The organism is Embleya australiensis, assembly GCF_051903075.1.
Taxonomy (GTDB): Bacteria; Actinomycetota; Actinomycetes; order Streptomycetales; family Streptomycetaceae; genus Embleya.
Genome location: NZ_CP182423.1, coordinates 1,244,476 through 1,258,087, shown reverse-complemented (window position 1 = coordinate 1,258,087; position 13,612 = coordinate 1,244,476). Strand labels below are relative to the sequence as shown.

Here is a 13,612-nt window from a genome sequence, read left to right as displayed (position 1 = left end):
GCGAGGTCGCGTAGAATTCAATGGACAGACAGTAAATCCAAAATTGGGAAAGGGGCAAGCCGCGTGAGTCCGCGCGTGTACAAGTCCGACAAACGCCAGGCCGCAGCCGAGGACACCCGACTGCGCATCCTGACCGCCGCCCGCTCGCTGCTCGCGGCCGCCAAGCCCACCCAGATCACCCTCGACGCCATCGCCAAGGCGGCGGACGTGTCCCGCCAGACCGTCTACAACGCCTTCGGCACCAAGGCCGGCCTGCTCGAAGCCCTCTTCGACGGGCTGGCCGCGCGCGCGGGCGTCGACCTGTCCGAGGCGTTCGCCGCGCCCGACGTGCACGCGGCGCTGCGCCGGTTCACCGAGACCTTCTGTCGTTTCTGGGCCGCCGACCCGGTGGTGATCCGCAGGCTGCGCGGCATGGCGGTGCTGGACGCCGACCTCGACCGACTGCTGCGCGAGCGCGACGACATGCGCCGCACCGCGCTCGGCTCGCTCCTGGCGGCCCGGGGGGTGGAGGTCGGGTCCGAGACGATCGACGTCGTCTGGCAACTCACCGGCTTCGAGATGTACGACGGCCTGGCCCGCCGCGACCCCGAGCGCGACCCGGCCGGCCCGATCGCCGACGCCGTCACGGCCGTATACGCGGCCGCGCGCGACTGACCGGCAGGCCTGCGCCGAGCCGGCCGCCGGGTGACCCGGGTAATGGCCGGCCGGCGCCCGAGGGGTACTCGCGTCCTGGGTCTCGTGGACGACGCGGGCGGCGCGGTGGGTTGCCTAGCGTCGGACGCATGAAATCACAACGTTTGTCCCTTGCCTACGGCCCGGCGGCCGTCTCCGTGACGTCCCCGGCCCCCTCTCCGTCGCGCGGTGATCCCGCCCTGGCGCTGGCGGCCCACGCCTTTCCGCTGCGCAGCACCGTCCCGGGCGGGCCCGACACGGATCTGGCGGCGTTCGGCACGATGCTCCGGGGCGTGGAGGTGGTCGGCGCGGGAGCGGCCACCCACGGCTCGGGCGAGTTCGGCACCGTCAAGCATCGGTTGTTCCGACATCTCGTCGACCACCACGGCTTCCGCGGCCTCGTGCTCGGGATCCATCCGCGCGCCGGAGCGCGCCTGGACGCGTGGGTGCGGCACGGCGCCGGCCACCTCAAAACGATCATGGACGAGGAGTTCCGCGCCGACGACAGCCCATGGAACACCCTGGAGACGCTCGACGTGTTCCGCTGGATGCGGCTGTGGAACGTGCGCGGTGCGCCGGGCGCGGTACGGGTGCTCGGGATCGGGAGCGAACTCTCGCACGCCGACCGGGCCGAGGCCGCGGCCGACGGGGTGATCCGGTGGCAACGCCGGATCGGCGCCGGGGTGTTCGTCTTTGCGCACAACACCGAGGTCGCCGCAGGAAGCGGGGCGGGGGACGAACCGCCGAACGCGGGGCGGGCGTTGCGCGAACGGCTCGGCGGTCGGTACGCCAACGTCGGATTCACCTTCGGCCAGGGCTCGTTCGGCGCGATCGACGCCACCGCCCCGGGGCGGCCCCGGCGCCGCTTCGACCTCGGACCCACCGGGCCGGGCGCCGCCGAGTTCGTCCTCGGACAGGTGTGTCGACGCGACTGGTATCTGGACACCCGCACGGTCGCCCCCGGGCTCGCCCGTGACTGGTTGGCCGGCGCCCACCCCACCCGCGGCGTCGGCGTCGTGTGGCCGTGCGACGAGTACACGAACACCCGCCTGCACCCGGCCTACGACATCCTCGTCCACCTGCACCACGTGGGCGCCGCACACCACCGCTGAGGCGCACCGACGCGGCCCCGCCCGATCAGCGCCGAACGGCCTCCGCGGCCCCGAAGCGTTCCGTGAACGCCGTCCGGTTGGGCGAGTCGGGGGAGGGGTCGTGGATGGCGAAGACGACGTGTTCGAAGGCCGTCGCGAAGGGGCCGTCGGGGGCGAGGTGGTCGTGGAACGCGCCGGCGACCTCGCGCGGGTCGTTGCGGAACACCCCGCATCCCCAGGCGCCCAGGACCAGGCGGCGGGCGCCGTGATGCCGGGCCACCGCCAGAACGCGGCCCGCACGGCGGCGAAGGGTCTCCCGGACGCGGCCGTGCGCGGCGGGGTCGCGCTGCAGGGTCTCGCCGGCGTTGGGGGCGGCGCAGGTCAGGAACGACACCGGGAACGGCTCGTCGAGGAGGCGACCGTGCTCGTCGCGGTGCACCGGGACGTCGGGGGACCAGATGACCCGGTCGCTGTAGAGGAGATCGGGTCCGGCTCGGTGGGCGGCGTAGTAGTCGGGGGCCCGCAACAGGCACGGATACAGCAGGCTGTTGCGGCACAGGTCCTCCTCCTGGGCCCGGGCACCGCGCAGGTAGCCGCCGCCCGGGTTGCGCGCGGAGGCGAAGTTGAGCACCGCGATCGTGCCCGAGCCCGACCCGGACAGGCGCCGCGCGGCCTGGAGGCTGCCCTCGCCGGTCACCAGGACCTGCGTCGACGGCCCGGCGCCGACCGGGTGCGGGGCGAGCGGCTCGTCCGGGGGATGGCCGACGGTGCCGGACATCGCCGCGTGCAGCGCGGGCCCCACCCGGACCGTGCCGTAAGGGGTCGAGTATTCGCCCGTGGCGACGATCCGGGCGTTCACGGCCGCGATGTCCCGCAATCTGCTGTTCACAGGCTCGTACGCTAGAGGTTTGCCACGCGAGGGCCCAATTACTCTCGGCACGCGGCGCGTCGCTCGGCCGGTGATCGAATCGATCAGGAATGAAGAAGCACGGTCGCCGAGCCGGCGGCTAGCGTGATCGCCACACACCGCCGACCCGCCGGCGCCGACCCACCGAAAGCGCCCGACCGCGAGCACAGGAGTCAGGATGAGCAAGGCCCCGAGGACGAATCCGCGGTCGCCCGCGCCGCACGCCGCGGACACCCACGATCTGATCCGCGTGCACGGCGCCCGGGTGAACAACCTCAAGGACATCGACGTCGAGATCCCCAAGCGTCGGTTGACCGTCTTCACCGGCGTGTCCGGCTCGGGCAAGAGTTCGCTCGTCTTCGGCACGATCGCCGCGGAGTCGCAGCGGCTGATCAACGAGACCTACAGCGCCTTCGTCCAGGGCTTCATGCCGACCCTGGCCCGGCCGGAGGTGGACGTCCTCGAAGGGCTGACCACCGCGATTCTGGTCGACCAGCAGCGCATGGGCTCCGACCCGCGCTCCACGGTCGGCACCGCCACCGACGCCAACGCGATGTTGCGCATCCTGTTCAGCCGACTCGGCAAGCCGCACATCGGCCCGCCCAGCGCGTACGCGTTCAACGTGCCCTCGGTCCGGGCGAGCGGCGCGATCACCGTCGAGCGCGGTACCAAGAAGGCCGTGAAGGCGTCGTTCCAGCGCACCGGCGGCATGTGTCCCGGCTGCGAGGGCCGGGGCACCGTCTCCGACATCGACCTCACGCAGCTCTACGACGACTCCAAGTCGCTCAACGAGGGCGCGCTCACCGTCCCCGGCTACAGCATGGAGGGCTGGTACGGCCGGATCTTCGGCGGCTGCGGCTTCTTCGACCCGGACAAACCGATCCGCAAGTTCACCAAGAAGGAACTGCACGACCTCCTGTACAAGGAGCCGACCAAGATCAAGGTCGACGGGATCAACCTGACCTACGAGGGGCTGATCCCGAAGATCCGCAAGTCGATGCTGGCCAAGGACATCGACGCGCTCCAGCCGCACATCCGGGCGTTCGTCGAGCGGGCGATGACGTTCGGGACCTGCCCCGAGTGCGGCGGCACCCGGCTGAGCGAGGGGGCCAGGTCGTCGCGGATCAAGCGGGTGAGCATCGCCGACGCGTGCGCGATGCAGATCAGCGATCTGGCGGAGTGGATCCGAGGCATCGACGAGCCGTCGGTGGCGCCGCTGCTCGCCAACCTCGGGCACTCCCTCGACTCGTTCGTCGAGATCGGCCTCGGCTACCTCTCGCTCGACCGGGCGTCGGGCACGCTCTCCGGCGGCGAGGCGCAGCGGGTCAAGATGATCCGCCACCTCGGCTCCGCGCTCACCGACACCACGTACGTCTTCGACGAGCCCACCATCGGCCTGCACCCGCACGACATCCGGCGGATGAACGACCTGCTGCTGCGCCTGCGGGACAAGGGCAACACGGTGCTCGTGGTGGAGCACAAGCCGGAGACGATCGGGATCGCCGATCATGTGATCGACCTCGGCCCCGGCGCCGGCTCGGCGGGCGGCACGGTCTGCTTCGAGGGCACCGTGGACGAGTTGCGCAAGAGCGACACCGTCACCGGCCGGCACTTCGACGACCGGGCCAGGCTCAAGGAGCGGGTACGCAAGCCCACCGGCGCGCTGGAGATCCGCGGCGCGGCCACGCACAACCTGCGCGACGTCGACGTGGATGTGCCGCTCGGGGTGCTCACGGTGGTCACCGGGGTCGCGGGCTCCGGGAAGAGTTCGCTCGTGTACGGCTCGCTGGTGGGCGGCTCGCAGGCCGCCGGCGAGGGTGTCGTGTCGGTGGACCAGGCGCCGATCCGGGGTTCGCGGCGCAGCAATCCGGCGACGTACACCGGGCTGCTCGACCCGATTCGCAAGGCGTTCGCGAAGGCGAACGGGGTGAAGCCGGCCCTGTTCAGCGCCAACTCCGAGGGGGCCTGTCCCACCTGCAATGGGGTCGGCGTGGTCTACACCGACCTGGCGATGATGGCCTCCGTGGCGAGTGTGTGCGAGGAGTGCGAGGGCCGGCGGTTCGACGCATCGGTGCTGGAATACCACCTGGGAGGGCGCGACATCAGCGAGGTGCTGGCGATGTCGGTGAACGAGGCTCGGGAGTTCTTCGGCGCGGGCGAGGCGCATACGCCGGCCGCGCACACCATCCTCGGGCGGCTCGCCGACGTCGGGCTCGGCTACCTTGGTCTGGGGCAGCCGCTGACCACGCTGTCCGGCGGCGAGCGGCAGCGGCTCAAGCTGGCCACGCACATGGGCGACAAGGGCGGGGTGTACGTCCTGGACGAGCCGACCACGGGTCTGCACCTCGCCGACGTCGAGCAACTGCTCGGGCTGCTGGACCGGTTGGTCGACGCGGGCAAGTCGGTGATCGTGATCGAGCACCACCAGGCGGTGATGGCGCACGCCGACTGGATCATCGACCTCGGGCCCGGGGCGGGGCACGACGGCGGGCGGGTGGTGTTCGAGGGCACGCCGGCGGATTTGGTAGCGGCCCGGTCGACGCTGACCGCCGAGCACCTGGCGGACTACGTGGGGGGCTGAAGGGGCGGGGGGTCGGGGGGTCGGCGCGTCCCGGCTCGGCGGTGCGTTCCGCCGGGCAACTCCCGTGCATGGAGCCATGATGCCTCCGAGTAGCGGTCACAACCTGACCGCTACCGATGTGAGGCTGGGGACATGGATGCGAGGAGAGGCGAGGGATCCGTCGTGATCGTGGGCGGGGAAACGAAGGGGGGTCGGTTGCGATGACCGTTCTCGACGCGCGGGCGCTCAACCGGGCGACCCTGGCACGGCAGTTGTTGCTCGATCGGGTGGACATGGCGCTGGCGGCGGCCGTCGCGCACGTCGGCGGTCTCCAGGCGCAGGAACCGCAGGAGCCGTTCATCGGGCTCTGGTCGCGGTTGCGCGCGTTCGACCCGGCGACGCTGTCCGACCTGGTGACCGGACGCGACGTGGTGCGCACCCACCTGATGCGCCGCACCGTGCACCTGGTCACCGCCGCCGACGCACTGGCCTGGCGGACCCGTCACAACGCGATGTTGCGGCAGCGGGTGATGGGCGTGTACCGCCGTGAGCTGGACGGGATCGATCTCGACGAACTGGCCGCGCAGGGCCGGAAGATGATGGCCGACGGGCTGCCGCGCTCGATGTCGGAGTTCGCCCGGGCGCTCGCCGATCGTTGGCCCGACGTGTCGCCGAAGGCGCTGGGGGAGATGCTGATCGCGCTCGTCCCGGTGGTGCAGCTCCCGCCGCGCGGGGTGTGGCGGACCCGGGCGGGTGTGCGCAACGCGCTCGTCTCCTCGTGGCTGGGGCGCGAGGTCGACCCGCCGGCCCCGGAGGACGCGGATCCGGTCGGCGAAGCGTTGGTACGGCGCTATCTGGCCGCGTTCGGTCCCGCCTCCTCGGCCGACCTGCGCGCCTGGTGCGGCCTCGCGGGTCTGCCGCGCGCGGTTGCCGCGGTGCGCCCGGAACTGGTCTCGTTCCGGGACGAGCGGGGGCGCGAACTGCTGGACCTGCCCGACGCGCCGCGCCCCGACCCCGACACCCCCGCCCCGGTGCGCTTCCTCCCCGCCTTCGACAACGCGCTCCTGGGCTACGACGACCGCACCCGGATCGTCGACGACGCACACCGGGGCCTGTCGGTCGCCGGCGTGCGCGTGGTCCTGCTCGACGGCCGGGTCGGCGCGACGTGGAGCGTCGAGGGCGGGGCGGTGACGGTCACCCCGCTGCGGTCGTTGTCCCGGGCAGAACACGCCGCCGTGGGCGAGGAGGGGCAGGCGTTGGCGTCGTTCCTGTCCGACGGCGAGAACGATCGGGTGCGGATCGGGTAGGCCGCCAGGTGGTCCGCTCGTCCGGCTGTCAGGCGGGAGGTTGGGTCAGGTCCTCCTCGTCGGCTTCGGTGAGGATGCCCTCCGGGCTGATGTAGAGGTTGTCGATCGGAGCCTGGCCGTAGCCCGCCTCGACAATCTCCTCGATCCGTTCGCAGATCTCCTCCGGTGACGCCGTTGCGGCACGATCTCCCTCGGGGCGTCCCCGCTTGCCGACGTGTTGGCCGAAGAGATCCGCGATCCGTTCGTCGAGCCCGACGCGGACCCGGGTTCCCGGCACCACCGCGACGCGGAACCGCACGCTGTCGACGGTGAGCGTGGCGGTGCTGCCGTCGATCATCTCGAGGAAGGGACGATAGAACTCTTCGTAGAACTTCGCCTTTTCCATGGGATCGCCTTCCTCCCGGCGCCGCTTTTGGGCGGGGTCGGCCACGTGCAGGTGCCACCGGCCGTCGGCGGGATTGACCCGCGCGACGGAGGCGATGCGGGCATTGGGCGCGACGAGCGCGCCGAAGACGCCCGGCATGCGCACCGTGGCGAGCTTGCGGGTCTGGTCGATCGCCGTGCCGAGCAGCCCCGCGACCCCGGCAACGGCGAAACCGCCGCCGGCCGCACCCACACCGCGCCCCTTGGCCTCCCAGACCTGGCAGGTGCCCGCCCCCAGGTTGAAGAACACGATGTCGGGCAGGTTGGCCGCGGCGAACGCGGGATCGAGCGTGTATCCGACGCCCGCTCCCCCGTAGGCGGCGGCGTGGCGGGACAGGTGGCGCGGGAAGGTGAAGCCGGTGATCCCGGCGGTGTACACGGCCAGTGTCACGCCCGTGAAGTAGGCAAGGGCGCGCTTTTCGCCCGCGTCCAGCGCCGCCAGGATCGGCGTGTCGTGCAGGTGGCCGCCCGCGGCCGTATAGGCGGACACGCGCAACGACGCGACGCGCCAGGTCGCCTCGTATGCGGGGTGTGGTCCCGCCGGGTACAGCCCGATGCGCAGCGACGCGTTCGTCAGTCCGGCCCACGTGTAGGGCGCGTTCGCCGCCAGCGCGGGAATGGCCGCCAATCCGGCCGCGGGTATTCCGCCGGCCAGGTGCGGCACCAGCGCGGCGCCGGCGGTGTTGGCCAGATTGATCAGTCGCGGCGCCGGGTCGCCCACCCCGGCGGGAGCGGCGAGGACCGGCTGACAGTTGCCGACGGCGGCGTGGAACTGGTAGGCGAAATGCGGCACTTCGACCTCCATGGGGTCAGGTGCGGGGAGGCGGAATGCCTCACTTCAACCTATCCGCCACGAAAGACCGTCGTCTGGCGAATGGCCAAGAGTGGGACGGCGGCGGGCGCGGTGTGAGAACGAGGGCGAGAGTGCGGATGGAGGAAGCCGCCCGGGGGATCGGTCCGGGAAATACTTGCGGGTGTCTGATATCTGTTAATACAATGTCACACCTTACAAAGCTGTCGTGTCATCCGCTCGTGCCCGGCAAGTCCCCACCCCCGCCCAGGAAGAAGGCGCCCGCATCGTGATCGCCGCCATCGAGACCGTCGACTACCACGCCGCCGGCGAACCCTTCCGGATCGTCTCCCGTGGGCTGCCCGTGATCGCCGGGGACACCGTGGCCGAGCGGCGGGCGATCGTACTCGGGGCGGGGGGTACCGCCACCGCGCCGCGGCCCGGCCCGCTCGACGACATCCGCCGACTGCTCACCCGCGAACCGCGCGGGCACGGCGGCATGTACGGCGGTTTCGTGGTCCCGCCGGACGACGACGAGGCGCATCTGGGGGTGCTGTTCTGGCACAAGGACGGCTACTCCACCGCGTGCGGCCACGGCACCATCGCGCTCGGCGCGTGGGCGGTCGACTCGGGGCGGGTGGCGGCGCCGGCGGACGGAACGGCGCGGGTGTACATCGACGTTCCCTCCGGTCGGGTCACCGCCATCGTGCACCGCCGCGCCGGGCGGACCACCTCGGTGACCTTCCGCAACGTGCCCACGGGCATCGCCGCCAGGAAGATCCCGGTGACCACCTCGCGCGGCCCGGTACAGGTCGACCTCGCCCACTCCGGGGCCTGCTACGCCTCCGTCTCGGCGACCTCGCTCGGCCTCGCCGTCACCCCGGAGCAGTTGCCCGAGATCACCGCGATCGGCCGGGAGATCCGCGCCGCGCTCGCCGACGAGCCGGCCACCCGGCATCCCGACGACCCGCGCCTGTCCGGGGTCTACGGCGTCATCCTCCACGAGGAACTGCCGGACACCGGGACCGGACTCCACCAGCGCAACGTCACCGTGTTCGCCGACGGCCAGATCGACCGGTCCCCGTGCGGTTCGGGGACGTCCGCGCGGCTGGCGCTGCTCGCCGACAGCGGTCGGATCGCGGCGGGCGACGAACTGCGCCACGAGTCGATCATCGGCACGATCTTCACCGGCAGGGTCGTCGGGACGCACGCCGCCGGTGTGCTCACCGAGGTCACCGGCACGGCGTATCGCACCGGCGAGCATCGGTTCCTGCTCGACGCCGACGACACGCTCGGGACGGGGTTCCTGCTGTGACAGCGACGGATCAACTGCCCACGATCGCCGTCGAGTTGACGCCCGCGCAGGCGATCGGGACGATCGAGCGCACGCTGCTCGGCGGACTCGATCCGGAGAGTGCACCGCCCCGGTCGAGCGTGGCCGTGCCCGCCGGCGAACTGCTCCTGATGCCCGCGGCGGTCTCGTCGCACGTGGGCGTCAAGATCGCCGGGGTCGCCGTCGGCAATCCGGCCCGAGGGCTGCCCCGGATCACCGGCAGCTACCTGCTGCTCGACGGGCCCACGCTGCGACCGTTGGCGCTGTTCGACGGCGCCGCGCTGACCGCGCTGCGGACGCCCGCGGTCAGCGCCGTCGCCGTCCGGCGGCTGGCCGTCCCCGACGCCGGGCACCTGGTGCTGTTCGGTACGGGTCCGCAGGCGTACGGGCACCTGGCGGCCCTGCTCGCCGTCCGGCCGCTGAAACGGCTCACGGTGGTCGCGCGACGCGTCGAGGCGGCCCGGGAACTGGCCGAGCACGCCCGCGCGTTCGGCCTCGCGGCGACGGTCGGGACGCCGGAGGCGGTCGCCGACGCCGACATCGTGGTGTGCGCGACCACGGCCCGTGAGCCGCTGTTCGACGGCGCGCTGGTGCCCGCCCACGCGGTCGTGGTGGCGGTGGGCTCACACGAGCCGACGGCGCGGGAGGTCGACACCGCGCTGGTTCGGCGCTCGGCCGTGTACGTCGAGGCGCGCTCCGCCGCCGCCAAGGAGGCCGGCGATCTGCTCCTCGCCGGGTGGGACGCGGGCCGCGACGCGGGGGTGAACCTCGCGGAGTTGGTCCGGGGGGAGAGGACGGTCCCCGAGGACCGGCCGCGGTTCTTCAAGAGCGTCGGGATGTCCTGGGAGGACCTGGCCGTCGCGGTGGAGATCCACCGGCGGCACGGGGGAAATTGACCCACGAATCCGGGCTCGGAATGCACCCTGTGGCTGGTCGATCGCGCGCCTAGGTTTGTGTTTGCCACCAGGCGAACCACACCGCACCGCACCTCCACAGAACAGGCCACGCCATGTCGTCCCGAGTCGCCACGCCACGCCGCAGGACCGCCGCCGCCGAAGCCCCCGGCGGCGGTACCACCATCGCCGAGACACCCTCCCGCCGTCGGCCGGGGCTCGTGCTCGCGCTGTTGGCCTTCGCCCAACTGATCATCTCGATCGACTACAACATCGTCTACGTCGCGCTCCCCGAGATCGGCACCGGGCTCGGCTTCTCCGCGCAGAACCTCCAGTGGGTGATCAGCGCCTACGCCGTGGCCTTCGGCGGCTTCCTGCTCCTCGGCGGCCGGGCGAGCGACCTGTTCGGGCCGCGTCGGATGTTCACGCTCGGACTGTCGCTCTACGCCGTCTCGTCCCTGCTCGGCGGACTCGCCGGATCGCCCGCGCTGTTGATCGCCGCCCGGGCGATCCAGGGCATCGGCGGCGCCTTCCTCTTCCCCGCCACGCTCACCCTCGTGTCCACGAGCTTCGCCGAAGGGCGGGAACGCAACCGGGCGTTCGCGGTGTGGGGCACCGCCGGCGGCAGCGGGATGATCCTGGGCTCGCTCCTGGGCGGCGTGCTGACCCAGTCCCTCGGCTGGGAATCGGTCTTCTTCGTCAACGTCCCGCTCGCCGCCCTCGCCGCCGCCCTCGCGTTCCCGCTGATCACCCCCGACGCGGCGCGGACCAGGGGCCGTTCGTTCGACCTGACCGGCGCGCTCACCTCCACCGTCGGAATCACCGCCGTGGTCTACGCCCTCGTCCAGGGACCCGAATCCGGCTGGACCGCAGCCCCGGTGCTCGGCGCCGCGCTCGCCGGCCTCGCCCTGCTCGCCGCCTTCGTCGCCGTCGAACGCCGCAGTGCCGACCCGCTGTTGCCGCTGCGCCTGTTCGCCAACCGCAACCTCACCGTCGGCACCGGCGTCACCTTCCTCTACATGGCCACCTTCGGCACCCTGCTCTACTTCCTGACCGTCTACTTCCAGGGCGTGCACGGCTACAGCGCGCTGCGCACCGGGCTGGCCTTCCTGGTGCCGATGGCCGCCATCGCGGTCGGCTCGCAGACCGCGGGGCGGCTGGCCACCCGGTACGGCATCCGCCCGATCCTGATCGCCTCGCTGCTGACCGGTGCCGCCGGCGCCGCGATCATCGCGCCGACCATGTCCGCCGACGCCTCGTACGCCGCCCTGATTCCCGGGCTGGTCATCCTCGGCATCGGCCAAGGCGCGGGCTACACCCTGATGTTCGGTGCCGCCTCGACCGGGGTGAACCCCACCGACCAGGGCATCGCGTCCGGTATCGCCTCCACCAGCCAGCAGATCGGCGGCGCCGTCGGCCTGGCCCTCCTGGTCGCCATCGCCAACGCCGGCCTGGGCGAGCACACCGGCGAGGCGCTGCGCGTCGCCACCGCCGACGGCCTGCGCACCGCGGTGTACCTGGCCGCCGCCGGCATCGTGCTGACGGCCCTGGCCGCGCTGGCCCTGCGCAGGCCGGCCGCCCGCGAGGTCGCCGTGCACGCCCCCGTCCACTGAGCACCCACCCCCGCCGCGCGGCGCCACCCCACCCGGGGTCGGCGCCGCGCGGCGTTTCGCGGGCGGCGTCACCCGCCACCCGCGCGGTGCCGGGTCAGTCGCCGGTGGGGTGGCTCTGCTCTTCGAGCAGTGTGCGCAGCCGGGCGTGGGGGAGGCCCGGGGTGCGGTGACCGTCGCGGCCTACGGTTTCCTCGGCGGTGGTCAGGGCGTTGAGGACCGCCTCCTCGACCGCCTGGACGGTGGCCGTGTAGAACGGGTCGATGCGGCCCCACGGGATGTGGCGCAGCGTGTCGTAGTCCTCGTCCGTGGCCGGGGACTGGGGGAAGCCACTGGCCAGGGCGCCCCGGTTGGCGGTGGAGAAGGCCAGGAAGATGTCGCCGGAGAAGTGGCTTCCGGTGGTGCCGGTGCGGGCCAGGCCCATCGGGACCCGGCGGGCCAGCGCCGTGCACTGGCCGGGGAGCAGGGGCGCGTCCGTGCCGACCACCACGATGACCGAGCCCGCCCCACCGGGGGCGAACCAGTCGGTGTCCTCCATCGGGTTGTCCTCGGTCATCCGGCGGCCGACCGGTACGCCCGCGACGACGAGTTCGCGGCGCGCGCCGAAGTTGGCCTGGACGAAGGCCCCGACCGTATAGCGGGCCGTGCCGTACTCGACCACCCGGCTGGCCGTGCCCGAACCGCCCTTGAAGCCATAGCAGTTCATGCCGGTGCCGCCACCGACGCAGCCCTCCTCGACCGGGCCCGGGGCGGCCGAGTCGATCGCGGCGACCGCGTGTTCGGGGCGGACGTGCGAGCCGTTGATGTCGTTGAGGTAGCCGTCCCAGGTCTCGGCGACCACGGGCAGCAGCCACTGCCGGGCGAGGTCGGGCCGGTTGGCCACGGTCCAGTCGATCACGCCGCGGTGTACGGGCCCCACCGCGTGCGTGTTGGTGATCAGGACCGGGCCCGCCAGGCTGCCCGTCTCGTCGAGCCAACTGCCGCCGGTCATCTCGCCGTTGCCGTTGAGCGCATACCGTCCGGCGGCACACGGCAGGCCCACGTCGGCCCGCCCGCGCGGCAGCAGGGCGGTGACACCGGTGCGTACCGACGTGCCCTCGACGAGGGTGGTGTAGCCGATCTCGACGCCGGGGACGTCGGTGAGCGCGTTGGCCGGCCCGGGTGTGCCGTCGAGGCGGATGCCCAGGGCGCGGGCGCGGGGCCGTCCCGACGGGGTGGCGGTGAGGGGGGATGCGGCGGGGACGTTCACGCGGTGCCTTCCGGGGTGTGCTGGGAAGCCGGGGTGTGCCGAGGAGAGGTGTCGGGACCGGTCGTCTCGGGATCCGGGACGACCCGGTCCGGCCGCAGGTCCGGGCAGTTGGTGGCCTGCCGGGCGTGGGCCAGGATCAGGGCCAGGGCCCGCTCGGGCGGCAGCGAGGAGTTGCGGCCGACGATGTGCAGGCCGTAGCCGTCCTCCAGGGTGACCAGGTTCGCGGCCACGTCCGGGATCGGCTCGGTGAACCGGAAGTGGCCCTGGGCGCGCCCGATTTCCAGGATCGAGCCGTACATGGCGACCTGACGGTCGTACAGGCTCTGCGCCAGCGTGGCGTATTCGCTCTCGTCCCGGGCCGCGGCGCTGAACTCGTACAGCACCACCGCGAGTTCGTCCCCCGGACCGGCCGGCAGCCCGAGTCGGGCGCAGGCCACCAGCTTGTCCCGGGCATCGGGCAGTCGGGAGGCGGTGTCCGTGCGGGAGGTGTAGAAGCGGTCCGCGGCCTGTTGGTAGACCTGCCGCAGCAGGTCGCCGAGATCGCTGAAGTAGTAGTTGACCGAGCCTCGCGCGACGCCCGCCACCTCGGCGATGTCGGCCACCCGCAGCTGGGCCAGCCCGCGTCGGCCGACCGCCTCGGTGGCCGCGTGGACCAGCTGCTCGCGCCGCGCCGTCTGATTCCTCGGACGTGCCATGCACCATTCCTTGTCTTCAGTGCCAAATTATTGTCAACCCATTGACGTGGGACTCTTCCATATCGTTGACTCCGGCGTCAAA

The 13,612-nt window shown here is 72.3% G+C and carries 11 protein-coding genes; 7 read left to right on the top strand and 4 right to left on the bottom strand.

Going from position 1 to position 13,612, the window contains the following annotated elements; all coding sequences use genetic code 11:
- Window positions 1-63: 63 nt before the first annotated feature.
- Window positions 64-654, top strand: a complete 591-nt coding sequence (locus ACMXN5_RS35665; protein ID WP_439679037.1) for a TetR/AcrR family transcriptional regulator — start codon at window positions 64-66, stop codon at window positions 652-654.
- A gap of 128 nt (window positions 655-782) precedes the next feature.
- Complete coding sequence (locus ACMXN5_RS35660; protein WP_439679036.1) at window positions 783-1,784, top strand: erythromycin esterase family protein; 1,002 nt, start codon at window positions 783-785, stop codon at window positions 1,782-1,784.
- A gap of 25 nt (window positions 1,785-1,809) precedes the next feature.
- Here ACMXN5_RS35660 and ACMXN5_RS35655 read toward each other — a convergent pair whose 3' ends face one another.
- On the bottom strand, window positions 1,810-2,652 hold the full coding sequence (locus tag ACMXN5_RS35655) for a TIGR02452 family protein (RefSeq protein WP_439679035.1): 843 nt from the start codon (window positions 2,650-2,652) through the stop codon (window positions 1,810-1,812).
- Between the two features lie 196 nt (window positions 2,653-2,848).
- Between ACMXN5_RS35655 and ACMXN5_RS35650 the strand changes: the two genes are divergently transcribed.
- The gene (locus tag ACMXN5_RS35650; protein WP_439679034.1) at window positions 2,849-5,251 is read left to right on the top strand and encodes an ATP-binding cassette domain-containing protein; all 2,403 of its coding nucleotides are present in this window, start codon (window positions 2,849-2,851) and stop codon (window positions 5,249-5,251) included.
- A gap of 200 nt (window positions 5,252-5,451) precedes the next feature.
- Window positions 5,452-6,537, top strand: coding sequence for a winged helix DNA-binding domain-containing protein (locus ACMXN5_RS35645; RefSeq protein WP_439679033.1), 1,086 nt, complete (start codon window positions 5,452-5,454; stop codon window positions 6,535-6,537).
- A 28-nt stretch (window positions 6,538-6,565) separates the two neighbouring features.
- Here the strand turns inward: ACMXN5_RS35645 and ACMXN5_RS35640 are convergent, their stop codons facing one another.
- The gene (locus tag ACMXN5_RS35640) at window positions 6,566-7,765 is read right to left on the bottom strand and encodes a hypothetical protein (RefSeq protein ID WP_439679032.1); all 1,200 of its coding nucleotides are present in this window, start codon (window positions 7,763-7,765) and stop codon (window positions 6,566-6,568) included.
- Between the two features lie 271 nt (window positions 7,766-8,036).
- Between ACMXN5_RS35640 and ACMXN5_RS35635 the strand changes: the two genes are divergently transcribed.
- From ACMXN5_RS35635 to ACMXN5_RS35625, 3 genes are all read left to right on the top strand, one after another.
- Window positions 8,037-9,065, top strand: coding sequence for a proline racemase family protein (locus ACMXN5_RS35635; protein ID WP_439681351.1), 1,029 nt, complete (start codon window positions 8,037-8,039; stop codon window positions 9,063-9,065).
- Window positions 9,062-9,979: an ornithine cyclodeaminase family protein gene (locus tag ACMXN5_RS35630; protein ID WP_439679031.1), complete on the top strand. Its 918-nt coding sequence runs from the start codon at window positions 9,062-9,064 to the stop codon at window positions 9,977-9,979. Before ACMXN5_RS35635 ends, ACMXN5_RS35630 begins: the two co-directional genes overlap by 4 nt.
- 113 nt (window positions 9,980-10,092) lie before the next feature.
- On the top strand, window positions 10,093-11,589 hold the full coding sequence (locus tag ACMXN5_RS35625) for an MFS transporter (protein WP_439679030.1): 1,497 nt from the start codon (window positions 10,093-10,095) through the stop codon (window positions 11,587-11,589).
- A 94-nt stretch (window positions 11,590-11,683) separates the two neighbouring features.
- On the opposite strand, the gene ACMXN5_RS35620 is transcribed toward ACMXN5_RS35625, so the two are convergent.
- Window positions 11,684-12,835: a DmpA family aminopeptidase gene (locus ACMXN5_RS35620; RefSeq protein ID WP_439679029.1), complete on the bottom strand. Its 1,152-nt coding sequence runs from the start codon at window positions 12,833-12,835 to the stop codon at window positions 11,684-11,686.
- Window positions 12,832-13,530 (bottom strand): TetR/AcrR family transcriptional regulator, encoded by a 699-nt coding sequence (locus ACMXN5_RS35615; protein WP_439679028.1) that lies wholly within the window; start codon window positions 13,528-13,530, stop codon window positions 12,832-12,834. Before ACMXN5_RS35615 ends, ACMXN5_RS35620 begins: the two co-directional genes overlap by 4 nt.
- Between the last annotated feature and the right edge of the window lie 82 nt (window positions 13,531-13,612).